We start from the raw sequence: 24,261 nt of genomic DNA on the forward strand, positions 1-24,261 counted from the left end.
AACTACTTAACCGCCATCACCAACCCATGCCGGACATACCACACATGCTCAGCTTGAGTAGTGGAATCCTGAACAAACCAGCCATTAAGATCGCGCAGGCGGCGCTGTTCGGGCTGCATAGGCACAATCCCACGGCCAACTTCGTTGGCGATGATGATTAACGGCGCATTTAGCTCTTCGGCGCGCTGGCAGAGCCCTGCCATACCGTTCTGCCACTGCTGGCGCAGGGTATCGTTATCGTCACGCTCAAGCGCAACGCTAAGCCATTCAAGCACACCTGTGATAACAAGCGGCATGTCGGCTACGAGCGCTTGCTGGCTATCGCTGAAGGGCTTAGCAGCATCAAGCCGCCACCCGTTTGCGGTGGGAAAGCGTGCGGTTACAGCGTCACGTTTGCCAGCGCAGGCACCGCCGATGAAGAGCTGCATTGCCATTCCCCTTTTCCATGGTCGTCTTGCTGATAAATAAGCTGCCAGCGCCTGCCTTGGGCTTGGAGCACGGTACCGTCCCAGAAATGAATCGTTTCAAAGCGGCGGCGCAGCTCACGAATCACGCCACCATGGGTGACGGCCAGAATCTTTTTATGGCCGTCGACGCGGCCATTCGTAGCCAGATCATGCAACCAAGCGTCTAAACGCTCACGCAGTTGGGCCGCCGATTCTCCGCCGGGAATTTGCAGTTCGCCCACGCTATCAATCCAGGCACGGTAATGGGGTAAGTCTTTCAGCTCATCGTAAACTTTGCCTTCGTACTCGCCAAAATCAAGTTCACGCAGGCGTTGCTCAAGGACAAGCGGCACGCCAGCCTTGGCGACGTCAGCCCACTCCAGGGTTTGCTGGCAGCGGCTAAGATCGCTTGAATAGATAGCATCAAACCGCTCATTCGCCAGTGCGTCACGCAGTGCCAGCAACCCTGCTTCAGCATCAGGAAACAACAGCGGAATGTCCTGCTGGCCTTGGTAACGGCGCTCTAAATTCCAAGCGGTGATACCGTGGCGAACTGCCACCAGCTCCACAGTAAGATCAGTAGCCAAAGCTCTCCTCCTTCAATGGTGGCACCGACCATATCGCCGTTAATGCCGTTAAATAGTCGTAACATTAGCCAGCGGATTAGTAATACGAAAACAATAACCGTTAGCATCATCAACACTATCGCGGGCGCTAACAGGGCTATCAGCATGATCGGCACCAACGCTAGTGCCACATCCTGACCGCTAAGCGATTGCTGCCAGCTCCACGCCAAGCCCTTCTGCTGGGCGCATGGCGTTAGCACCAGTAATGCAACGCCAGCCCAGCGCCCTAGTGCAGGTAACATCAACAGCCACCACAAGGGAGCCTGATAGGCCAGCAACGCCCATAGCAGAACGCCCTTCCAGGCGAGCAAAAACACTAGCGCCAGCATTCCAAAGCTGCCGATTTGCGGATCTTTCATGATCTTCCAGCGGCGCGCCATGGGCTGATTACTGCCCAGGGCATCGGCGATGTCCATGACGCCGTCTAGATGCAAGCCGCCCGAAAGCGCCACCCAGAGGCTTAGCACCGTCAACGCGGTGACCGGCGCAGGAACGTTCTGCATCCCCAGCGCTACTAGCGCCAGCAAGCCCCCTATCATCACCCCCACTAATGGATAAGCCCGCACTGCCCAGCGACGGGTGTCGGGCGTCCAGGGAACGGCTATTGGAATCGGGAATCGGGTCAGAAACTGCAGCGCCAGCAACACACCGAACAAGGCATTTTTCAAACGTTTACCTCCTTCTCATGCTTACACTCCTGATGCTTCCACTTAATGGCGCAGCCTGCGACTACTTCGAGCACGGAATCGGCCTCTTGCGCTACCCAGCAGTGAGCCCGCTGTAGAAACGCCAGATAGCGCCAGGTTTCAGCATCCGTAGGCGGCAGAGCTTCGTTGATATCATTGGAGACAATCACTAGATAAAGGCTGCGCGCGCGGGCATCAGCCAGTGCGTTTGCTAGCAACGCTAAGCCTTCTTCTTCGCTTAGTTGACTGGCGTATAGGACTTGGCTGGCCCAGAGGGTTACGCAGTCCAGCAGCACGGCGCCACCATCAGGCACCTTGGCAATCGATTGATCAATATGCAGCGGTGCCTCTAGCGTTTTCCATTGAACGGTGTGCCACTGCCCTTGCCTGGATTGACGATGACGCGCCACCCGCTCAGCCATCTCGTCGTCGTATATGTCTGCGGTGGCTAAGTAGTAACAGGGCGAACTGCCTGCTGCACTAACTGCTAGCTGCTCGGCGATATCACTTTTGCCAGAACGCGCCCCGCCGCTAACGAAGACAATCATGCAGTTCCTTTTTCCAAAACATTTTCTAAAACATGTTTCAACACGCTTATCAGCCGTCGATTAGCAGGGGCATCGCGCAGCGCTACCCGCAGCCATTCACCATTGAGCCCGGCAAAATTATGGGTATGACGCACTAAAATCCCCCGGCGCAGCAGCTGCTCAAATAACGCATCGCTGGTGATTGCCTGCGCGGCACTGGGCCGGATAAGAAAAAAACACGCCTGGCTGGGTACGACTTCCAGCCCTAGTTGAGCAAGCGCCTCCGCCATGCGCGAGCGCTCGCTGGCCAACCACCGCTGGGTGCGCCGGGCAAAGGCATCATCTGCCAATAGTGGCGCCACCAGTTCAGCCGCGAGGTGGTTGACACTCCAAGGTGGCTGGTGATCCTGTGCCGCTTGAACCGTGTTCGTATCCGCCAGCAGGTAGCCCAACCGAAGCCCCGGCAGGGTATAAAACTTGGTCATTGAGTGGAGTAGTATCAGATGCGGGTAGCGCGCCAGTAGCGGTGCCAACGACGCCTCTTGTGACGTCTCGCCCAGCGTCTCACCCACCATATCGATAAAGGCTTCGTCGACCACAACGCGGCAACCCATCGCAGCGGTGTAATTCAACAGGTCTTCCATTGCTGACATATCGATAAGCGTAGCGGTCGGATTATTGGGGCGGCATAGAAACAGCACATCAATGTCGTTAAGCCCAGCCGTTAGCGCGTCTATGTCCAGCATGAAGTGCGGCGCGGGCAGCGCGATCTCACTGATTGAAAGCCGATGGGCGCGACAAGCGCGGGCATACTCGCCAAAGCTCGGGGTAATAACCGCCGCTCGCTTACCCGCATGCAGCGCGGCGGCGAGGAAAATGGCCTCAGCGCCACCGTTGGTGAGCAATACCTGTTCGGGCTGAAGCTGGTGATGGGTGGCGATGGCCTGACGTGCAGCGGCATAATCCGGCGCGGGGTAGCGTTCAAGACCTGCCAGTTGCTTAGCCAGCCAATCGCTAACCCACGCCGGAGGCCCCAAGGGGTTAAGGTTGGCGCTAAAGTCGTCCAGGCGGTGATCGGCGGGCAAGCCGAAATGGGCCAGCAGTGTCTCCGCCTGGCCGCCATGGCTGGGCCATGGGGAGCTGGGCCATGGAGCGTTGGGCAATAGAGGAGTACTCATAGCGATCCTCGCAGCATAAACATCAATCCAGCTATTACCCCAGCAAGCAGCAACATAAACAGTATCCAGGCGCCGTGCATTAAACGAAGTGTGGCGCTGATATGGGCAACACGCAGTTGCTCAAGCGGCTCGCCCAAGGTCGCACGGTGTGAGGCCTCGCCTGCATAGAAATTGGTGCCGCCCAGCTGCACGCCGAGCAAACGGGCCACTATGGCTTCTGGCCAACCGGCGTTGGGGCTGGGGTGGCGCGGTGCATCGCGGAAGGTGCCCCACAGTGCGCCTTGCCAGCGCAATCGTACAACACCTGAAAGGCTTAATAGCAAGCCTGCGAGCCATAGACACAGCGCGGTTAAGCGTGCCGGTACCCAATTAGCTAGATCGTCCAGCTTGGCAGAGGCAAAGCCAAAATTGGCATAGCGCTGGTTTTTGTAGCCTACCATCGAATCAAGAGTATTGACTGCCTTGTACGCCAGCGCTAGCGGCGCCCCGCCGATAAGCGCAAAAAATAGCGGCGCGGTGATGCCGTCAACGGTATTTTCCGCCACGGTTTCCACCGTGCCCCGAGTAATCTCAGCTTCGTCTAAATTGTGCGTATCGCGGCCGACAATCATCCCCAGCGCCTTGCGGGCAGCAGGCAAATCGCCTTGAGTAAGCGGTTGGATCACGGCGCGGGCCGCATCGCCCAGACCTTTGATCGCAAGCGTAGTAGAGAGCAGCCAAAGCTCGGCGATCAGCGCTAGCCCTGGGTGCAAGCGTTCCAGCAGCGCCAGCGTTAGCCAGCTAATACCCCATACGCCACCGACGACAATAATGGTTAGCAGAAAGCCACTAATTCTTCGCTGCTGCGCCGTGCCACGATTCCACAGCCGCTCAAAAGCGCTGATAAAGCGCCCGATCAACACCACCGGGTGTGGCAGTGAGCGCGGATCGCCAACCACTAAATCAATAACGATCGCTAAAATGATCAGAACAATACCGCCAAAAGTGGCGCCTGGGATCATGGTGATGCCTTATCGCTAACACCGGCATCGGCAAAGGTAGCCATTTCCGCCACCATCGCTGTCGCCGCTTGCAGCAATGGATACGCCAGCGCAGCACCACTGCCTTCGCCTAGCCGCATGCCCATATCGAGCAGCGGCTTGGCCTCCAACGCTTTTAATGCCACATCATGGCCTGGCTCCTGGGAGCGATGACCAAAAATCAGATAGCCACGAACGGCGGGGCATAGACGGCAGGCGGTTAGCGCTGCGACGGTGGCAATAAAGCCATCCACAATAGCGGGCAAGCGCTGGGCTGCTGCTTCCAGATAAGCACCGGTCATAGCGGCTATTTCCAGGCCACCCAGCTTGGCCAGTGCCTCTAAAGGCGCCTGAGGGTCAGCGCTGCGCGCAGCGATAGCGCGTTCAATCACCGCCACTTTGTGCGCCTGTTGCTGAGGGTCAATTCCGGTTCCGGCGCCCACCACGCTTGCCACGGTCTGACCCGTCAGTACCGCCAGCATTGCGCTGCTGGCAGTGGTATTGGCGATGCCCATTTCACCCACCATAATGCACTTTGCACCTGCCCTTTTTGCTCGCTTAACGGCCGCAATACCCACATCAATCGCGGCTATGGCTTGATCACATTGCATCGCGTCTTCTAACACCATATTGGCGGTGCCATGGCGCACCTTGGCGGAGGTCACCCCAGGCATTGTTAAAGGCGAAGCGACGCCCACATCCACAATCTCGACCAGCGCGCCTATCTGACGGGCGAAGACATTAATCGCCGCCCCTCCGTTGGCAAAGTTGACCACCATCTGGGCGGTCACTGCTTGGGGGAAAGCTGACACCCCCTCATCAGCAACCCCGTGATCGGCGGCAAACACAACCACCGCAGGCGGCGCCACGCTGGGCTTGAGTTCACCGGTGATAGCGCTCAGTTGAATAGCCAGTTCTTCCAAGGCACCCAAACTACCTGGCGGCTTGGTCAACGTATCCAAGTAACGACGCGTTTCTTCACCGGCATTGAGATCAACTGACTGAATGTGGTCAACAATGGCGTGCATGCAGGCTCCAGCCCACTAGGGGTCATCAAACATTCAAAGGCAAAGCGCAAAATGGTAGCAAAAGCCTGAGTGCTATACTTGCTATTTCATTAGCGGGTCTTCCACCCTGTCAGTATGTTAAGGCTTTATTTAGATATTTGGCGTGGCATATTTGCCACCTCACATTCGAGTAATAAAACTACAAATGTGGTTTTTATTGCCGTAAAGTCTCTTATTTCGACGCCAAAAAATGTAAAATAACTACAAGCTTCACTCACCGTCTCTATCATGCAGAGGTCCCTATGCCGAGCTCAACACCTGCTACGTTAAACCCCACCGTTGCTGAGGTTACCCAGCGCATTCGTGAGCGTTCTGCTGAGCGTCGCGCCCTCTACGAGCGGCGCATGGCTGACCAGCACAAACGTGGCGTGCACCGTGCTGAGCTAAGCTGCGGCAACCTGGCTCACGGTTTCGCGGCCTGTAACCCGCGTGATAAAAACGAACTCAAGCTAATGAATAGCGCCAACCTGGGCATTATCTCGTCCTACAACGATATGCTCTCGGCGCACCAGCCGTTTGAGACGTTTCCTGAAACGATTAAAGCAGCCGCCAGTGCCATGGGTTCTACCGCCCAGTTTGCCGGTGGCGTTCCGGCCATGTGTGACGGTGTCACCCAGGGCCAGCCGGGCATGGAGCTATCGCTGTTTTCCCGGGATGTGATTGCCATGGCCACCGCCGTAGGTCTCTCGCATAATATGTTTGATGCCGCGCTGTATCTGGGCGTGTGCGACAAGATCGTACCGGGCCTGTTTATTGGCGCGGCGCGCTTTGGTCACCTGCCCGCCATGTTTGTACCCGCGGGCCCCATGCCCAGCGGCTTACCCAATAAAGAGAAGGCGCGCATTCGCCAGCTCTATGCCGAGGGCAAGGTCGGCCGCGCTGAGCTACTCGAAGCCGAGTCTGACTCTTACCACAGCCCCGGCACCTGTACGTTCTACGGCACCGCCAACTCCAACCAGCTAATGATGGAGATGATGGGGCTACACCTGCCCGGCACTTCTTTTGTAAACCCTGGCACCGAAATGCGTGAAGCATTGACGCGCTATGCCACCGAGCAGGCGATCCGCAACACCGAACCCGGTGGCGACTACCGTCCGTTCTACAAGCAGATTGATGAGCGTGCGATTGTTAACGCCGTGGTGGGCTTGCTGGCTTCCGGTGGTTCAACCAACCACACGATGCACCTGATCGCCATGGCCGCCGCTGCGGGCATTACCCTGAACTGGGACGACTTCACCGACCTTTCAGCGGTCACCCCCAGCCTGATGAGGGTGTATCCCAACGGCCAAGCCGATATCAATCACTTCCAAGCGGCAGGTGGCATGAGCTATCTGTTCCGCGAACTGCTGGGCGCGGGCTTGATTCACGGCGATATTCCCACCGTATTCGGCACCGACCTAACCGCCTACACCCAAGAGCCGTTCCTTGAAGATGGCAAAATCGTTTGGCACGAAGGCCCCGAAAAAGCCTTGATGAAGACGTGCTCAGCCCGGTAGCGACACCGTTCGCGCCGACGGGTGGCTTGACGGTCATGAAAGGCAATCTGGGTCGCGGTGTGATCAAAGTCTCCGCAGTGACGGAAGAGCATCGCGTGGTAGAAGCGCCGGTGAAGATCTTCGAAGATCAAAACGAAATGAAAGCCTCCTTCGAATCCGGCGACTTGGATCGCGACGTGATTGTGGTGGTTCGCTTCCAGGGACCCAAAGCCAACGGCATGCCCGAGCTGCATAAGCTAACCCCCTTCCTGGGCGTGCTGCAGGATCGTGGCTTTAAAGTGGCACTGGTCACCGATGGCCGCATGTCGGGTGCATCAGGCAAAGTACCCGCCTCCATTCACATGAGCCCCGAAGCCCTGGACGGCGGCCCGCTGGCCAAACTGCGTGATGGCGATATTGTACGTTTGGATGCCAACGCCGGTACGCTCGAAGCCAAAGTCGACCCCGCCACCTGGGCTAAACGGGAACTGGCCATTGGCAACCTGGATCACTACCACGTGGGCTTGGGTCGCGAGCTGTTTGGGGGCTTCCGCCATCTGGCCATGCGTGGCGAAGAAGGCGCTGGCGTGTTTGGCGGGTTTGAAGCCGACGATATCGCCCGTCAACAGGGGCAAATCTCAGAAGAGGATGCCTGATGCGACCGGCACTCATCGGCGATATCGGGGGAACCAACGCACGCTTGGCGCTGGTCTCTCCCGGTGAAGTAACCCCGCACGACATCTTGAACCTACCCTGCGCCGACTACCCTGGCGTCGTGGAAGCGGTGCAGGATTATCTGGGACGCGTAGGCGCCACCGGTGAAAACTCGCCTCAAGAGGCGTGTTTAGCCTTCGCCTGCCCCGTTCACGCTGAACGGGTCAAAATGACCAATAACCACTGGGATTTTTTGAAAAGCGACGTTCAGCAACAGTTGAATCTATCGCTATTCAAGGTCATCAACGATTTTACCGCCCAGGCGCTGGGCGTTCCCCATGTGGCAGCCAGTGATTTGGTCGAAGTTCAGCCGGGGCAAACCCAGGCGCACTCCACACGCTTAATCATCGGCCCAGGCACCGGACTGGGCGTTGCCGGGGTCTTTCCTGGGCAACACGCCTGGATTCCGCTGCCCACCGAAGGCGGTCACGTCACCTTTGCCCCCACGGACAGTACCGAGCGGGCACTGCTGGATGTATTTCTGCAGCGCCACAAACGGGTGAGCGTAGAACGCATCTTATGCGGCCAGGGTTTATTGGAGCTTTATCAAGCCTACTGCACCCTTGAGGGAGTTGAGCCGCACTTAACTAGCCCAGCTGAGGTGACCACAGCGGCCAATGAAGGCGATAGCCTCGCCACTACTGCCCTGCTACGCTTTCTAAAAATTCTTGGCGATGTGTGCGGCGACGCCACCTTAACCATGGGCGCAAGGGGTGGGGTTTATCTATGCGGCGGTATTCTCCCGCGCTTGCTTGAGTGGCTGCCAAAAAGCGAGCTGCGCGCCGCCTTTGTCAATAAAGGCCGTATGGGCGCTTATAACGCTGACATCCCCGTGTGGGTAGTAACTGCGCCCTGGACGGGCCTGTTAGGTGCCGCCGAAGCACTGCATAACGAAGAGGTTTTCTGATCACAACTTCTAACAACATCAATATGGAACCTGCTATGCCCGCCGCCACCTTTGATGTGCCGTTCTTACTCGGCATGATGCGTCTGCACGAAACACCCGCCATGCACGAACCCGAGCGATTAGCAGAATGGATCGAAGCGCGCCTGGAACAGGGCCTGAACTGGTTTGACCATGCGGACATTTACGGCAGCGGCCAAGGGGAGACGCTTTTTGGCGCCGCACTACGGGCGCGCCCTGCCCTGGCTCAGCGGGTTAATGTCGTCACTAAAGCGAGCATCGCTAACGACAACCCCGCCCCCGGTTCGGGTAAGGTAAAGCACTACAACGCCAGCCCTGCTTATCTTAATAGCGCCATTGATGCCTCACTTGTGCGTTTGAATGTCGAACGCCTTGATCACTTCCTAATTCATCGCCCCGATCTGCTGATGAACGCAGAAGCGACCGGCCGCGCGCTGGACGACGCCATTGAAGCCGGCAAAATTGGCGCTGCAGGAGTTTCCAACCATCTGCCCAGCCAGTGGCGGCGCTTGCAGGGTGCCATGCATCACCGCTTATCCGCCAACCAGATCGAGCTCTCGATTGCCCACACAACGCCGCTGTTTGACGGCAGCTTTGATGAACTATGTGCCGATGACCACGCCCCCATGGCGTGGTCGCCGCTGGCAGGCGGGCAGCTGATGCAAGGCGCCGTTGGCGAATGTTTGGCTAAGTGGGCGACAGAGCTTGATAGCTCCCCCAGCGCTTTAGCGCTGGCATGGCTGCGTCGTCTTCCTAACTCGCCAGTACCGGTGATTGGCAGCGTTAAACCTGACCGAATCAGCGACATGCTAAAGGGCCCTGCCACGCTACCCCGAGAAGTATGGTATGAATTGTTGGAAGCCACCCGCGGCCACTGCGTGGCATAAACCCGTCTTTGCAAACAATTACACTAAGGAGCCAATAATGACGCCAGTTATCGCGTTTGGGGAAGCGCTGGTTGATATGCTCTCCAGCCGTTTAGGGGCGGCTACAGATGCCCAAGAGACTTTTACACCCTACGCCGGTGGTGCTCCCGCTAACGTGGCGGTCGCCTGCGCCCGCTTGGGCGTTCCTAGCCAATTTTTAGGCATGGTGGGCGACGATACATTCGGGCATTTTTTGGTGCGTGAACTCAAAAGCCACGGTGTAGACACCAGCGGCGTGGTATTTACCCAAGAAGCCCGCACGGCGCTGGCGTTCGTTTCCCGGGATGACGTGGGCGAACGCACTTTTGATTTCTATCGCCCGCCCGCTGCTGACCTGCTTTATCGCCTTGAGCATTTACCCCATGGCGTATTCGAGAACCCTGCCATTCTGCACTTGTGCAGTAACAGCCTAACCGACCCAGAGATCGCCGACGTTACCCTGGCGATGGCCACCATGGCCAAGCGCGCAGGCTGCCTGGTTAGTGTAGATGCCAACCTACGCCACAACCTGTGGCCCGGCGGCGAAGCGGATGCCAGCTTAGTCACGCAACTGCTAGACGGCGCTGAGCTGCTCAAGCTCTCCCAGGAAGAGCTCGACTACTTGCGCGCCGATCATCCTGCAGAATCGTGGCTTTCAGAGCGGCTTGCGGCAGGGGTAAAAGTTATTTTGATTACTGACGGCCCCAATGATGTCGTAATCAAAGGCGTCGGCATCGACCAGCGCATTGCGCCACCCAGAGTGGAAGCGGTCGACACCACCGCCGGAGGGGACGCCTTTATTGGCGGGCTGTTGGCGGAGCTCTCGGCCCATGGCATCAATGAACACTGGCAGAGCGATACGGATTTTCTACTCAGTGCTGTAAATACCGCCTGCCGCTGTGGCGCCCATGCGGTCACCCGGCCAGGCGCTTACGCAGCGCTGCCAACGCGAGCGGATATTATTGGCTAACTAAGTAGAGCTATAACCCATTAACAAATGGCGCGCCCCACACAGGCGCGCTTTTTTTATGCTTCTTAGGGTCGCCAATCTAATTCGTACTTATGTCTAAAGCGGCTCGCTTGTGGAAATGTCAGACATTTACTAGACTAGGGGTCATCCAATAAAGAACAAGAGATGACCGATGACGCTGGACGCTCTACCGCCCCACCAGGGTGGCGCTGAACAGTTAGCGCGTTTACTCGCCCAGGCCCTGCTGGCAGGCCACTGGCAGCCAGGTGATGTTTTCCCCCGTGAGCTGGATATCGGCAAACACTTTGCCATTAGCCGAAACCAAGTGCGTAACGCACTCACCAGCCTCACCGCTGCGGGTTTATTAGAGCGCACCGCGGGCCGTGGCACGCTGGTTCGCGAGATGGGCGATTGGCATCTACTCGACCCACTAATGAGCGAATGGATGACCGGGCTGGTCAACCTTGACCCACAGTTGGTAAGGGCCATTTACGCCTTTCGTTTTTCTGCTGAACCGGTGGTCGCAGGACTCGCTGCCCAGGCAGCCCAGGCTGAAGACATAGAGCGCCTGGAGAGCGCCTATGCAGGCATGGAGAGCAGCGCAGGCAGTGTTGAAGCGCGTGCTGAGCATGCCGAGTACGATGTCGCCTTTCACGACGCCACCTACCGGGCCAGCCACAATTTAGTCTGGCGGCAAATGGGCCATTTATTGCGCCCTTCGATCATGGCGCTGATACATCGCTCGCAACACCGCACGGACACCCTGGACGACAGTCTCGCGCGCCACCGCCAGGTACTTGACGCTATCCGCAGCCACGATGCCAGCGCCGCAGAAACCGCCGCGAGAGAAGTGCTGCGCCGCACGGCCATCGACCTTGGCATCGTCAGCTAACAATTACTCAATGAATACTATCTATTCAGAAGGATGACTGAACATGAAAATTACCAAACTCAAGACCTGGCAAGTCCCCCCGCGCTGGCTGTTTCTCAAGATCGAAACCGATGAAGGCTGCTACGGCTGGGGTGAACCGGTAATTGAAGGCCGCGCGGCAACCGTTGAAGCCGCCGTACACGAGCTTTCCGACTACTTGATCGGCCAAGACCCGCACCGCATCGAGCATCTTTGGAACATCATGTATCGCGCCGGTTTTTATCGCGGTGGCCCTATTCTGATGAGTGCAATTGCCGGTATTGACCAGGCGCTGTGGGATCTTAAAGGCCGCGACCTGGGTGTGCCCGTTCATCAGTTGTTAGGCGGTGCCGTGCGCGACAAAATGCGCATGTATGCCTGGACGGGTGGCGACCGCCCAAGCGACGTAGGCGCTGGTGCCAAAGCGCTGGTCGAAAAAGGCTTCACGGCTTTTAAAATGAACGGCACCCCCGAAATGCAAATCGTCGACTCACACCGCAAGGTCGATGAAGCCGTTGCCCGGGTGGCAGAAGCCCGCAACGCCGTTGGGCCAGATGTAGGCATCGGCATCGACTTTCATGGCCGCGTGCACCGCCCCATGGCCAAAGCTCTGCTGCGCGAGCTGGAGCCCTTTCACCCGATGTTTGTGGAAGAGCCGGTCGCCCCCGAACATCTGCCCTGCTTGAAAGATATCGCCGGTGGTTTGGGCTACCCATTGGCAACTGGCGAGCGGCTGCATACCCGCTTCCAGTTCCGCGATTTGCTGGCCGACGGCATGATCGACATTATTCAGCCGGATATTTCCCACTGCGGCGGCATCAGTGAAGGCCTCAAAATCGCCGCCCTGGCCTCCGCTTATGACGTCGCCTTAGCGCCCCACTGCCCGCTCGGCCCATTAACCCTGGCCGCGTCGCTACAGCTGGATGCAGTCAGCCACAACGCCTTTATCCAAGAACAGAGCATGGGCATTCACTACAACCAGGGCAACGACGTCCTCGATTACCTGGTCGATAAATCCGCCCTCGCCATTGAAGATGGATTCTGCGCCATTCCCCAAGGCCCAGGCCTTGGTGTCGAGATCAACGAGGAGTTCGTTGAGGAGCGCGCGAAAGTGGGCCACCGCTGGCGCAACCCGGTCTGGACTCATGAAGATGGCTCTATTGCGGAGTGGTAAGCCATGGGATCAACCGAGATGAGTGAAACACCTGACATTGCAGATCAATTAACCTGGATTGCGGTTGACTGGGGCTCCAGCAACCTGCGTGCCTGGGGGCTGGATCAACACGATCAAGTGATTGCCCAAGCCAGTAGTGACAAGGGCATGCTGTCGCTAAAGGCCGACGAGTACGAAGCCGAGCTGCTGCGACTGGTGGGCGACTGGCTACCCGCCACCGGCACGACTAAGGTGATGGTGTGCGGCATGGCAGGCGCTCGCCAGGGCTGGATGGAAGCCGCCTATTTGCCGGTACCCACGCGGCTTGACCAGCTTAGCCAAGGCGCAGTAACGCCAACGCTTACGGGTGACCGGCTAGGTGTGTACCTGCTGCCTGGTCTAAGCCAAACCCGCGGTACCGCGACTCACTTTGATGTGATGCGCGGTGAAGAGACACAGTTGGCAGGACTCGTCGCTGATTCGCCAGATTTTACTGGCCTCGCCTGCCTGCCCGGCACTCACGCCAAATGGGCAACCCTGGAAGCGGGCGCGGTGAGCGGGTTTTCGACCTACCTGACCGGCGAGCTTTACCAACTGCTAGCCAACCAGTCGGTGCTGAAGCATTCCGTTTTATCACCTTCAGCGGCTAAGGATGATCTTAACGATGCAGCTTGCCGTGAGACTTTTATTTCGGCCGTCAGCGAGATTCATCAAGCCCCCGAAACCTTTAGTAGCCGCCTGTTCGGCCTGCGCGCGCAAGATTTACTCGATGGCCGGCTACCTGCTGGCGACACGCGCGGGGCCGTTCTTGCGGCCAGGCTCTCTGGACTCGCCATTGGCCTTGAGCTTGCTGGCGCCTGTCGTGAGTGCCCCCTCGATAAGCCCATCATGCTGATTGGCAACCAAGCGCTTAGTCAGCGCTATACGTTGGCACTCAATGCGATCGGCTATCAGACACATGTGAATGGCGACACCGCCGTCTTAGCGGGCCTGCGCCTTGCCCATCACGCGTTAAAATAAATTAAGCTTGGAGAAATTGGCTATGTCACTGCCACTGATTGGAATTTTACGCGGTGTAACGCCTGATGAGGCCGTGGATATCGCGGAAGCGGTGCTGGCCGCGGGTATCACCCAGATTGAGGTGCCGCTTAACTCACCCAACCCGCTGGAGCATTCGCCGCTTGGTCGACGCATTTGGCGAGCGCGCGGTCATTGGAGCAGGCACGGTGCTCACCCCAGCTCAGGTGCGTGAAGTTCACGCTGCTGGTGGGCGCTTAATCGTTTCTCCCAACTGTCGGCCAGCGGTGATTGAAGAAACGCATAAGCTCGGCATGGCCAGCTGGCCGGGCATTGTGACGCCTTCAGAAGCATTCGATGCGCTGGATGCAGGTGCTACCGGGCTTAAACTCTTCCCCGCGTGCAGGTAGGCTTAGAAGGAATGAAAGCAGTACGCGCCGTGCTACCGGCAGGCACGCTTTTGTATGCCGTCGGCGGCGCTGGAGTCGATAACTTCGCCGAATGGCGCGCAGCGGGTGTCGATGGTGCAGGTCTGGGCAGCGCATTATACAAACCTGGCCAAAGCGCCTCTCAGGTGGGGAAACAGGCTCAAGCCCTTGTCGATGCCTGGTTAGCAGGAGAACAATAAGGAGAACCAACAATAATGAATACCGATATGAGTGTTTCAACGTGGCAGGCCGAGTTAGCGGTCGATTGCCGCTGCACCCTGGGTGAAGGCCCGCAGTGGGACGCCAAAAATCAGCGCCTTTATTGGTGCGACATTCTTGAAAAACAGCTGCACTGGCTATCCCCCGCCACCGGGGAAAGCGGCCACTATCAGCTTGACCATCGGGTGTCACTGGCAGCTCCCCTTGAAGAAGGTGGCCTGCTGTTAGTCGGCGAAGACCGCTTAAGCCGCTTTGAACCAAGCAGTGGCAGTATCGAAAAACTGTGTGATTTCGAGGCCGATAATCCTATCACCCGCAGCAATGACGCACGCATTGATCGCCACGGCAGCCTGTGGCTCTCCAGCATGGGGAAAAGCGCTGAAAGAAACGCTGGAAGCCTTTACCGCCTGCATCGCGGCGAGCTCTCGCGGCTGCGTTCAGGCCTAACGATTCCCAATGCCATTTGCTTCTCCGCAGATGGTGAGTTTGCGTGGTTTACCGATACCGTGACGGGTGTGGTGATGCGCTGGGCGCTGGATAGCGACGGCTGGCCGCAAGGCGAGCCACAGCCTTGGGCGGACTTTTTCTCCAGCCAAGGTAATCCGGATGGGGCGGTGATGGATAGCGAAGGCTGCCTATGGCTAGCGCTGTGGGGGGCTGGGCAGGTCGTTCGTCTGGATCCTAACGGTGAAATAATAGGCCGCGTCGAGCTGCCGGTCAGCCAACCCTCCTGCCCGGCGTTTGCAGGCCCTGATATGAAAACGCTGTATATCACCACGGCGCAAGAGGGATTCAGTGCTGAGCAGCTGGCCCAAGAGCCCACCGCAGGCTCGCTCTATGTGGTCGAAACCGGCATTAAAGGCCTAGCCGAACCGCCGCTACGCTTGGTATAACTCACCCACAAACCTCTCCCAGCAAAAGGCCCCACTAGCGGATACTAGCGGGGCCTTTCTGTTACGGCTTCACCTATTACCTACAAGGTGAGCGATCAGCCAGCAAAGCTGATATACATAACGATCACTAACACGACCAAAACGATACCGGCGGGTACCGCGCCTTTCCAGGGTGTTAGATCCACATCGCCGCTGTGCTCCTGAATCCAGTCGGTTTCCCTTGGGCGCACCTTGCCGATAATCAGCATCACCGCCACCAGTAATACAAAGACCAGCGCCACGAAGTGGAACTCGTGCATGATCTGCGGCAGCAATGTAAACGGTGGCACAAAGTAACCGGCGGCGATCAATAAGCAGCCGCCGATCAGGGCGATTTTGGCCGCCATTGGCGGAACACGTTTGGTTAGCAGCCCGACCAGCACCACGGCAAGAATCGGAATAAAGTAAATCGCGTTCATCTTCTGCAGGTAGCCAAACAGGCTCTCCTGACCTGCCAGCAGTGGCGCAATGATCATGGTGAGAATGGCCATGATCCAGCCAAACACTTTACCCGACTTAACCACCTGCTCTTCCGTGGCCTCTTTATTCAGCACACCTTTATAGATGCCCAGGCTGAAAATCGTGGTAGTGCTGTTAAGCGCTGAGTTAAACGACGACAGGATCGCACCGACCATCACCGCAGCGAAAAACCCGGTGAGGTACGGCGGCAGTACGTTAAAAACCAAATGACCGTAGGCTTCATCGGCACGCACGCCCTGATCGGCATAAAGGTGATAAGCAATGATGCCGGGCAGTACTAGGTAGAGCGGTCCCAGCAGCTTGAAGAGACCGGTCAGCAGCACGCCCTTCTGACCTTCGGCAAGGTTTTTGGCTGCAAAGGTACGCTGAATAATCTGCTGGTTGGTGCTCCAGTAGAACAGGTTAATCAGGAAAACGCCGGTAAACAGGGTAAAGAACGGCACCTGCTGTTCAGCACCGCCAATCGAATTAAGCTTATCCGGGTCAGCCTCTTTAAGGATGCTCCAACCCTCCATGATGCCGCTGCCGTCACTCACGGCCTGCAGGCCGAAATAGACGATCACGAAACCGCCGATCAACAGCCCGACGCCGTTGAGCGTGTCGGAAACTGCAACCGTGCGCAGGCCACCAAACAGGGCATACACGGAACCGATAATGCCGACGATCCACACCGTTAGCCAAAGCAGCGTCGTAGACGACTCAATGCCAGTTAATCCCTGTAGGTCGAGCATTCCCTGCAGACCGATGGCACCTGAATAGAGAATGATCGGTAGCAGAATCACCGCGTAAGCAATCAAGAAGATGATATTGGTGATTAGCTGAGTCGTTTTATCGAAACGAATTTCGAGAAGCTGCGGCAGCGTGGCAATACCACTTTTCAAAAACCGCGGAAGGAAGAATAGCGCCAACGCCACTAGGGCGATAACCGCGACCACTTCCCAGGCCATTACGCTTAAACCATCAGAAAAGGCTGCCCCATTGAGCCCCACCATTTGCTCGGTGGAGAGGTTGGTCATCAATAGAGAGCCGGCAATCAGCGGGAAGGTTAGCGTACGTCCGGCAAGAAAGTAGCCGCTGGTGCTTGAGTGATCATCTCGGCGGGTGATCCGCCAAGTGATAAAGGCGACAAGCCCTGTAAAAAACAGGAAGGACGCCAAGGTCAACGCGTGCATTTTGACTCACCTCATCATCATTGTAAGTGGCACGCACGTTTATGTATGCGCGAATAGCGAAATGTCAGACAAATCTTGCCGTCATTTTAATTGAGCTGAATATAGCCCGTTATATCTTTTGGTCGTACGCAGGCGGTTACGATACGCGAATGACAAAACTTCACTATAAAAAAACCTAGCAATGGTTAAAACCATAACTAGGGTATGCATTTATACGGCCCGCGACGGATTGCTAGTGGATGCCTATTTAGTGATGAAAGCGCTCCGCGGACTGGCGGGCCAGCTCACGGATGCCATCCCAATCTTCCGCCTCCACCATTGCTTTGGGTGTTAGCCAGGAGCCACCTACGCACATCACATTGGGCAGCGATAGATAATCATCGGCGTTGTCGACGGTGATACCGCCGGTGGGACAGAAGCGCGCTTCAGGAATCGGCGCGCCAAACGCTTTGATGGCTTTGGCTCCACCGCTGGATTCCGCCGGGAAGAACTTGAACCGACGGTAGCCGTACTGCCAGCCGGTCATTAGTTCAGAAACTGTCGAGACCCCCGGCAGCATGGGCACGGGCTTTCAACGCCGTAACGATAGAGGGCTTCCGTTGCGCCTGGTGTTACTACAAAGTCAGCGCCAACCTGCTCGGCCTGGCGGTACTGGGCGGGCGTCAGTACCGTGCCCACGCCAATGCTGGCACCGGGCAACGCTTCACGCATACGCTTCACTGCTTCAAGCGCGCAGTCAGTGCGCAGGGTAATTTCCAATACGGTTAAGCCACCCTCTACCAGGGCGCGGCCTAGCGGTACCGCATCTTCCAAACGCTCGATAGTGATGACCGGAATCACCTCGGCTTTCAAGCAGATGCTATCCAGCTCTGCAGTGCGTGTAGAAGGTAACTGTTTGTCGATAGTCATTAGTGAGTCTCCAAGCAACTTATTATTGGCTAAGGCAGTTAGCGCTCAAGGCGCCCAATAAATGGCCAGTGGGCAGGTTAAAAAGGCACGAATAGGCAGTTGACGAACATCGTCGCCACTTAGTGCCTTGGCCAATACGGCGCGTTTATCATCGCCGGTAATATGCAGGATATGCCGCCGCGCCTGATGCAGGCGATCGGCCGAAAAAGTAATCCGGGGTTGCGGCTGACTAGGCGTTCTGACCGCCACTAACAGCTCCTCCGTGGCAAGTGCCAGGGTCAATTCAGGGCTGTCGGGAAACAGTGACGCCGTATGACCATCACCACCCATGCCTAGAATCACCACGCTGGCAGGCCACGCTAGCGTTTCTGCTTGCTTGGCAACTTCATCGACGCCCTCTTCAGGTGTAGCCGCGCTGCAAGTTAACGGTATAAAAGTGGCCGCCGATGCCTCGCCCTGGAGCAGATGCTCACGCACCAGCTTGGCGTTGCTATCGCTGCTCTGCTCGTCTACCCAACGCTCATCGGCCAGCGTTACATCTACCCGCTCCCAGGGCAGGGATTTGGCCGCCAGCGCCTTAAAAAAGGCACTGGCGTAGAGCCACCAGAAACCACCAGCAAGACACGCTCCTGGTGGTTTAAATCGTCTTGCAGACCCTGAAACACGGCTTCGGCAAGCTGCTCGGCCAACTGTTGGCGTGCTTGACTCATATTAATAATCCTCGTACCAGCTGCGGCCATCCTGGGTAATCATGGCGATGGAGGCGACTGGCCCCCAAGAGCCTGCGGGATAACGACGCGGGGGCATGTCGCGTTTTTTCCAGCCACCGATGAGCTGGTCGCACCAACGCCAGGCGTGTTCAATTTCATCGCGACGCACGAACAGGTACTGCTGGCCTTTCATGACTTCGAGCAGCAGGCGTTCGTAAGCATCGGGTATCCGCGATTTGGGAAATGCGCTGTTGAAGTCCAAATGCAGCGGACCCGGGCGCAGGCGCATGCCTTTATCCAAACCGCTATCTTTGGTCAATACTTGCAGGGCAATACCCTCCTCCGGCTGCAGGCGAATAATCAACTTATTAGAGGCGATGCCGCGCTGATCCGGGTCGAAGATATAGTGGGGCTGCTGACGGAAGTGAATGACGATCTGCGAGAGCTTCTCCGGCATCCGTTTACCGGTGCGCAGGTAGAACGGCACGCCTGCCCAGCGCCAGTTAGCCACTTCGGTTTTCATGGCCACAAAGGTTTCGGTCTGGCTCTGGGTGTTGGCGCCCTCTTCTTCTAGGTAACCCGGCACCGACTGGCCATCGCTGGTGCCCGCGATATATTGACCTCGTACTACATCGCGACCAAGCGCCTCGCCCACAAACGGTTTAAGTGCTTTAAGCACCTTGACCTTTTCATCGCGAATGGCATCGGCATCCAGGTTAGAGGGCGGATCCATGGCGATTAAGCACAGCAGCTGCAGCAGGTGGTTTTGCACCATATCGCGTAGCTGACCCGCCTCATCGAAATAGCCCCAGCGCCCTTCGATACCGACCTTTTCGGCAACGGTAATTTCCACATGTGAGATATTGTTCTGGTTCCACTGGGTGCCAAACAGCGGGTTGGCAAAACGCAGGGCAATCAGGTTCTGTACGGTCTCTTTGCCCAAATAGTGGTCGATGCGGTAAATCCGCGACTCGGGGAACACTTCACCGATAGCGTCGTTAATTTCAACCGAGGAGTGCAGGTCGTAACCGATGGGTTTCTCAACCACCACGCGGGACTCATCGTCCAGGCTTTTACTAGCCTGCAGATGACGACAGATATCGCCATAAATAGGTGCTCCAACGGAAAGATAGACCACCATTGGGCGCGGTGAGCCCTTTCGCCACTGGCGAATGGCGTCGTAACCTTCAACGCTGGAAAAATCGAGTTTCAAATAATCTAGGCGGGCGAGAAAACGCTCGAGGCTCTGCTTATCCTGCTCGCTGCTTTTCAGCCGTTTCTGCAACGCATCGTTAACCATTTTCCGGAACGATGCAGCGTCGTGCTCATGGCGAGCCAGCCCCATAATGCGCGTGCTTTCAGGCATCAAGCCTTCGCGATCAAGATGGTATAAGGCAGGAAATAGCTTGCGCATGGCAAGATCACCCAGCGCCCAAACAGCGCTAAATCAATAGCGTGATTCGGATCGCCCAGCGGTGCACCTTGGGAAGCAGTGGACTGGCTCATCGTCACTCCTGTTTATAATTAGGCATCTAATGTAGTTAGATTACCTAAAATTTACCGTAATACGGGTATTGTACGCAATAATTCGTGTAATTTTACTACAAAATAGCATCTACCGCTTCTCTTTCGATGCGTTTACGGCTGTGATTGGTGAATGAATTTCCTCTCTCACTCTACGCCCTTGATATACGCCACTGCTACGCCCACTAAGGAGGAGGCGAGCTAGATGAGCCAATAATGAAGTATGCTTTAATTCATCAGGCAGTGCATAAAGCATCAGCTTGGGCTGATGCCAAAGGTAGAGGCATCACATTGGGTTTATGTTTTTATGAATTATTTTTGCCAAAGAGAAACCAATAGCGGCGCCTGTTAATTTCGCATAGGTGGCAATACCAGAATAGATCAGCTCGGTTTGAGTGTAAATTTCCGCATAATCTGCACACATAGCAGACAATGTTGCCAAAGCTGCAACTACGAATCCCCACTTAACACCATGCCCCCATGCAATCAAAATGACTGGTATAAGATACGGAAATATGGATATAACAGGATTTTCCGCCTGATAATTATATACTGCCAGACCCCATAGCCAAGTGAGTAACACGAAAATACGAAAATACGAATTGGGATTTGTTTGAAATAACCCCACAGTCTTATTGCCCCATTAAAAGAGTATTTATTTATAATTTAACCATATGCAGGGACATGCGACTCAATTGAAGCAATTTTTACGCAATTTTTACGTCTGCTAACGTAGGATTAAATAGCTATTGTGCAATAGAGCTACAGCATATAAATTTACGTAATTCAAAGCTGTGGAGCCACGCTTTATCATGATTGAAAAACAGCAATTTATCGTCATTGGTCTGGGCATATTCGGCGCGACTATTGCCCGTGAGCTAACTCAGCTTGGTCATGAGGTTTTGGGGATCGACGCTGATGAGCTGCGTGTCAATCGATTAGCAGATGAGATCACTCACGCAGTCATTGCTGACGTAACAGATGAAAACGCGCTTATAGAGCTAAATGCGGGCAATTATGACGCAGCGGTGGTAGCGATAGGCAGAAACGTAGAGGCAGCGATGTTGGCAACCCTTCAGCTGCAAGAATTAGGTGTGACAAAGGTATGGACGAAAGCACTGACAAATCAACACCACAGAGTCCTTGAACGGCTTGGTGCAACACGTATTATTGCACCTGAATATGAAATGGGTGTACGAATCTCTCAGGAATTGAATTACCCAATGGTTCATGATTACTTAAACCTGGGGAAGGATTATGTTGTCGTAGAATTCCATACAACAGAGGACTTAATTGGAAAAACCATTGGAAAAATCATCGAAGATGTTGATGTAGCGGCTTTAGTGGTCAAAAGAAATACAGAAGTGCATGCACACCCTGGCCTCGATTGGGAAATACGCAGAGGTGATCGCTTAGTACTTGGCGGCTGGCTTGATGAATTAAGAAAACTCGTTAAAAACTTATGAAAGCAAGCTTACAAGACCAGACGCCTCACCAAACGATCGTCAAAGGGCCAAAGCGTAAACGTAGCATTAAGCCCCCTTGGCTATTGCTTGAGTCTTTTCTCATATTAATTTTCATTGGAACATGCTTACTAAAACTGCCATTTGCCACCGTCACTCCGGTTTCTTGGATGGAGGCCGCATTTACTGCCACCTCCGCCGTGACGGTAACGGGCCTTGTGGTTGTCGATACAGGCAGTCAGTACACGACCTTCGGTCAGCTCGTCATCCTATGCCTGATTCAATTAGGCGGACTAGGGTTGATGACTTTTGCAGTACTGACTGCTCTAGCGCTTGGCTTTAAGTTACGCCTAAAGCAGCAGCTGGTGGCACAAGAAGCCTTTAATGAAGTATCCCTTCAAACGGCCAGAAAAGCGGGAAGTTCTATTGCGCTATTTGCCATTGCCAGCGAAGCCATTGGAATTATTGTACTTAGCTACTTTTTTATTCCCGAACTCGGCTGGGGTGACGGGCTATATAATGCGCTTTTTTATACCATTTCCGCATTTAATAATGCGGGCTTTGCGCTATCTCCAGATAGCTTATCAAATTACGTTTCTCATCCCGGCATCACGCTATCTGTCACAGCACTTTTTGTTACTGGAGGACTTGGCTATATCGTCATTATGGAATTATTGGAAAAGCGTTCATGGCCTCGGCTTTCGGTATACGTAAAAATTATCTTAACCACCACTTTATTTCTCAACTTGTTCGCTACCGCGGCGGTTTTGATTTTGGAATTTAACAACCCCAACACGCTAGGCATGCTAGAAGGCTTTTGGAGCAAGCTACTGGCCGCATGGTTTCAAGGTGTCACTCCTAGAACGGCTGGATTCAACACGCTCGAGATTGGTGCTCTAACAGCAGGCACTAGTGTTCTAATGCTTCTACTTATGTTTATTGGCGGCGCACCGAACTCAACCGCTAGCGGCATTAAGATTTCTACTTTTTTCATTTTAATCACGGCGACAAAATCTTTTCTCCAAGGAAATTTAAACGTAAGCTTCTTTGGTCGCTCACTAAGTCGAGAAACATTACTAAAAGCTTTAGCTACCGCGACTATCGGTATGGCAACCATTTTCATAGCTGTTTTTATGCTGACGATTTTGTAAAAGACGACTTCTTAGATATAGCGTTCGAGGTTGTCTCTGCTTTTGGCACCGTAGGATTATCGCGTGGCACTACAAGTGAGCTGGGTACCGCGGGCCAGCTAATTATCATGGCCGTAATGCTTATTGGCCGCCTTGGCCCCCTAACGCTAGGTTATACGCTGACTGTACGTCACAAATCGCATGTCAAATATGCGACAACTGAATTTCCAGTTGGCTAATTATGCATGGCGTATGTTTTGCATTTAGCTTGAGCGAGGGAACGCTCAAGCCCTCAAAAGCGCATTTGGTAGAGCCTGTAACAGGTTTTTAGCCCCCTACTTCTATTTAATGTTTCTACGCCCCTGATATACGCCATCACTACGCCCCTTAAGGATGAGGTGGCTGCCGACTGAATTGGCGAGGCTAAGCCTGTTCAGGTGGCAACGCCACCATCCTTTATAACAAAAATTGAGGCTTTTTAAATGATGGCAAGACATCGGCCCAGATTTACGCCTTTAATCACCGCCACCCTGCTTGCAGGAGCAACTTTGCCAGCCTTCGCGTTCGAAGATGACCGCTTAACCATCTGGATGGGCGACAACAAGGGCCAGCAAGGCATTCAGCTGCTGGCCGATCAGTTTCTTGAAGAGACGGGGATAGCGGTTGAGGTAGTCTTCCCGGACAACCTGACCGATCGTTTTCAACAGGCGGCAGGCAGTGGCCAAGGGCCGGATATCGTGATTTGGGCCCACGACCGGATTGGCGAGTGGGCACAAAGCGGCCTATTAAAACAGATAGCGCCTAGTGACAGCTTCCGTGAGTCTTTTTATGACTTCTCTTGGGAAGCTGCCCTGTGGAATGGCGAAACCTATGGCTACCCCATTTCAGTGGAATCACTCGGTCTCATTTATAACAAAGCCCTGGTGGACACCCCGCCGGATAGCTTTGCCGAGTTAATGCAGCTGGACGAGACGCTTTCCCAAGAGGGTAAAAAAGCCATCCTGTTCGACTACAGCGAACCCTACTACGGTTGGACGCTGCTAGCCGCTAACGGGGGCTACCCGTTTAAACGAACTGACGCAGGCTACGACGTTACCGATATTGGCGTTAACAACGAAGGCGCCGTGCAAGGTGCAGAGCTGCTAGTCGAGCTGATCGAAAGCGACGTGATACCGCGGGGAACCGACTATAGCATCATGGATAACCGCTTTAACAAGGGCGAAGTAGCAACCATGATCAGCGGCCCCTGGGCCTGGCCAAACCTTGAGCGCAGCGGCATTGATTACGGCGTCGCCTTGCTGCCCAAGGTGGGCGATGAACGTGCCAAGCCCATGTTTGGCGTTATGACGGCAATGATCAACTCGGCCTCACCCAATGACTTTCTGGCCGTCGAGTTCCTGGAAAACTACCTGCTTAGCGAAGAGGGTATGCGCACCTTCAACAGCGATGGGTCGCTGGGGGCCGTGGCCCACATCGACTATCAGGCGGAACTGGCCAATAACCCCAACATCGCGGCCACCCTCAAGAACGCCGAAGTCGGTATGCCGATGCCGAACATTCCCGAAATGGGCGCCTTCTGGGCAGCCATGGAGCCCGCGCTGCAAAACATCGGCAGCGGGCGTCAATCACCCCAAGAAGCGTTGGATGCCGCCGCGCGGCGTATGCGTCAGTAGCCA

Annotated in this window: 20 protein-coding genes and 5 pseudogenes; 13 read left to right on the plus strand and 12 right to left on the minus strand. The window is 55.4% G+C overall.

From position 1 onward, the window contains the following. Positions 1-2: 2 nt before the first annotated feature. Genes FDY98_RS14540 through cobT form a run of 7 tightly spaced genes read right to left on the minus strand, consistent with a single transcriptional unit; the run spans position 3 to position 5,510 of the window. A complete protein-coding gene (locus FDY98_RS14540) occupies positions 3-428 on the minus strand; it encodes a bifunctional adenosylcobinamide kinase/adenosylcobinamide-phosphate guanylyltransferase (RefSeq protein ID WP_027957627.1) in 426 nt (141 codons plus the stop codon). Further along, positions 380-1,033, minus strand: a complete 654-nt coding sequence (locus FDY98_RS14545) for a histidine phosphatase family protein (protein ID WP_027957628.1) — start codon at positions 1,031-1,033, stop codon at positions 380-382. The genes FDY98_RS14540 and FDY98_RS14545 overlap by 49 nt, the downstream gene beginning before the upstream one ends. After that, positions 970-1,740, minus strand: a complete 771-nt coding sequence (cobS, locus tag FDY98_RS14550; RefSeq protein WP_027957629.1) for an adenosylcobinamide-GDP ribazoletransferase — start codon at positions 1,738-1,740, stop codon at positions 970-972. Before cobS ends, FDY98_RS14545 begins: the two co-directional genes overlap by 64 nt. Then, positions 1,737-2,306, minus strand: coding sequence for a bifunctional adenosylcobinamide kinase/adenosylcobinamide-phosphate guanylyltransferase (locus tag FDY98_RS14555; protein WP_027957630.1), 570 nt, complete (start codon positions 2,304-2,306; stop codon positions 1,737-1,739). The genes cobS and FDY98_RS14555 overlap by 4 nt, the downstream gene beginning before the upstream one ends. Further along, positions 2,303-3,463 carry a threonine-phosphate decarboxylase CobD gene (cobD, locus tag FDY98_RS14560; protein ID WP_027965453.1) on the minus strand — a complete coding sequence of 387 codons (1,161 nt, stop codon included), beginning with the start codon at positions 3,461-3,463 and terminating at the stop codon, positions 2,303-2,305. Before cobD ends, FDY98_RS14555 begins: the two co-directional genes overlap by 4 nt. Further along, positions 3,460-4,464, minus strand: a complete 1,005-nt coding sequence (gene cbiB, locus FDY98_RS14565) for an adenosylcobinamide-phosphate synthase CbiB (RefSeq protein WP_035537639.1) — start codon at positions 4,462-4,464, stop codon at positions 3,460-3,462. The genes cobD and cbiB overlap by 4 nt, the downstream gene beginning before the upstream one ends. Next, entirely contained in the window at positions 4,461-5,510 is a 1,050-nt protein-coding gene (cobT, locus tag FDY98_RS14570) for a nicotinate-nucleotide--dimethylbenzimidazole phosphoribosyltransferase (RefSeq protein ID WP_027957633.1), read from the minus strand. Before cobT ends, cbiB begins: the two co-directional genes overlap by 4 nt. Before the next feature lie 281 nt (positions 5,511-5,791). Between cobT and edd the strand changes: the two are divergent. From edd to FDY98_RS14615, 9 genes and pseudogenes are all read left to right on the plus strand, one after another. Next, positions 5,792-7,680, plus strand: a pseudogene (gene edd / locus FDY98_RS14575) (phosphogluconate dehydratase). Beyond that, the gene (gene glk, locus FDY98_RS14580; protein ID WP_035537635.1) at positions 7,680-8,645 is read left to right on the plus strand and encodes a glucokinase; all 966 of its coding nucleotides are present in this window, start codon (positions 7,680-7,682) and stop codon (positions 8,643-8,645) included. The pseudogene edd and the gene glk overlap by 1 nt, the downstream one beginning before the upstream one ends. A 35-nt stretch (positions 8,646-8,680) precedes the next feature. Next, positions 8,681-9,550, plus strand: a complete 870-nt coding sequence (locus tag FDY98_RS14585) for an aldo/keto reductase (RefSeq protein WP_027957636.1) — start codon at positions 8,681-8,683, stop codon at positions 9,548-9,550. Positions 9,551-9,587: 37 nt separating this feature from the next. After that, the gene (locus FDY98_RS14590; RefSeq protein ID WP_027957637.1) at positions 9,588-10,538 is read left to right on the plus strand and encodes a carbohydrate kinase family protein; all 951 of its coding nucleotides are present in this window, start codon (positions 9,588-9,590) and stop codon (positions 10,536-10,538) included. Between the two features lie 172 nt (positions 10,539-10,710). Continuing rightward, the gene (locus tag FDY98_RS14595; RefSeq protein ID WP_027957638.1) at positions 10,711-11,430 is read left to right on the plus strand and encodes a FadR/GntR family transcriptional regulator; all 720 of its coding nucleotides are present in this window, start codon (positions 10,711-10,713) and stop codon (positions 11,428-11,430) included. Between the two features lie 43 nt (positions 11,431-11,473). Then, the gene (gene dgoD, locus FDY98_RS14600; RefSeq protein ID WP_027957639.1) at positions 11,474-12,622 is read left to right on the plus strand and encodes a galactonate dehydratase; all 1,149 of its coding nucleotides are present in this window, start codon (positions 11,474-11,476) and stop codon (positions 12,620-12,622) included. 3 nt (positions 12,623-12,625) lie between these two features. Then, a complete protein-coding gene (locus tag FDY98_RS14605; protein WP_155705936.1) occupies positions 12,626-13,621 on the plus strand; it encodes a 2-dehydro-3-deoxygalactonokinase in 996 nt (331 codons plus the stop codon). Between the two features lie 22 nt (positions 13,622-13,643). Beyond that, positions 13,644-14,246, plus strand: a pseudogene (locus tag FDY98_RS14610) (2-dehydro-3-deoxy-6-phosphogalactonate aldolase). A 15-nt stretch (positions 14,247-14,261) separates the two neighbouring features. Then, complete coding sequence (locus tag FDY98_RS14615) at positions 14,262-15,158, plus strand: SMP-30/gluconolactonase/LRE family protein (RefSeq protein WP_027957642.1); 897 nt, start codon at positions 14,262-14,264, stop codon at positions 15,156-15,158. Between the two features lie 95 nt (positions 15,159-15,253). Here the strand turns inward: FDY98_RS14615 and FDY98_RS14620 are convergent, their stop codons facing one another. From FDY98_RS14620 to FDY98_RS14640, 5 genes and pseudogenes are all read right to left on the minus strand, one after another. Next, positions 15,254-16,849 carry a solute:sodium symporter family transporter gene (locus tag FDY98_RS14620; protein ID WP_027957643.1) on the minus strand — a complete coding sequence of 532 codons (1,596 nt, stop codon included), beginning with the start codon at positions 16,847-16,849 and terminating at the stop codon, positions 15,254-15,256. A gap of 247 nt (positions 16,850-17,096) precedes the next feature. Further along, positions 17,097-17,758 (minus strand): annotated as a pseudogene (locus tag FDY98_RS14625) (bifunctional 4-hydroxy-2-oxoglutarate aldolase/2-dehydro-3-deoxy-phosphogluconate aldolase). A 45-nt stretch (positions 17,759-17,803) separates the two neighbouring features. Then, a pseudogene (gene pgl, locus FDY98_RS14630) lies at positions 17,804-18,468 on the minus strand (6-phosphogluconolactonase). Between the two features lies 1 nt (position 18,469). Then, a pseudogene (gene zwf, locus FDY98_RS14635) lies at positions 18,470-19,974 on the minus strand (glucose-6-phosphate dehydrogenase). Between the two features lie 304 nt (positions 19,975-20,278). Next, positions 20,279-20,620: a hypothetical protein gene (locus FDY98_RS14640; RefSeq protein WP_155705938.1), complete on the minus strand. Its 342-nt coding sequence runs from the start codon at positions 20,618-20,620 to the stop codon at positions 20,279-20,281. A gap of 184 nt (positions 20,621-20,804) precedes the next feature. Here FDY98_RS14640 and FDY98_RS14645 point away from each other — a divergent pair, with 184 nt between their 5' ends. The 4 genes from FDY98_RS14645 (at position 20,805) to malE (ending at position 24,258) form a co-directional block, all read left to right on the plus strand. Continuing rightward, entirely contained in the window at positions 20,805-21,458 is a 654-nt protein-coding gene (locus FDY98_RS14645) for a potassium channel family protein (protein WP_027957646.1), read from the plus strand. Beyond that, complete coding sequence (locus FDY98_RS14650) at positions 21,455-22,606, plus strand: TrkH family potassium uptake protein (protein WP_340146568.1); 1,152 nt, start codon at positions 21,455-21,457, stop codon at positions 22,604-22,606. Before FDY98_RS14645 ends, FDY98_RS14650 begins: the two co-directional genes overlap by 4 nt. 17 nt (positions 22,607-22,623) lie before the next feature. After that, entirely contained in the window at positions 22,624-22,824 is a 201-nt protein-coding gene (locus FDY98_RS28185) for a potassium transporter TrkG (RefSeq protein ID WP_340146893.1), read from the plus strand. A 246-nt stretch (positions 22,825-23,070) separates the two neighbouring features. Next, complete coding sequence (gene malE / locus FDY98_RS14655) at positions 23,071-24,258, plus strand: maltose/maltodextrin ABC transporter substrate-binding protein MalE (protein ID WP_027957648.1); 1,188 nt, start codon at positions 23,071-23,073, stop codon at positions 24,256-24,258. Positions 24,259-24,261 lie beyond the last annotated feature (3 nt).

Source organism: Halomonas sp. PA16-9 (genome assembly GCF_009728585.1).
In the GTDB taxonomy this organism is placed as follows: Bacteria; Pseudomonadota; Gammaproteobacteria; order Pseudomonadales; family Halomonadaceae; genus Vreelandella; species Vreelandella titanicae.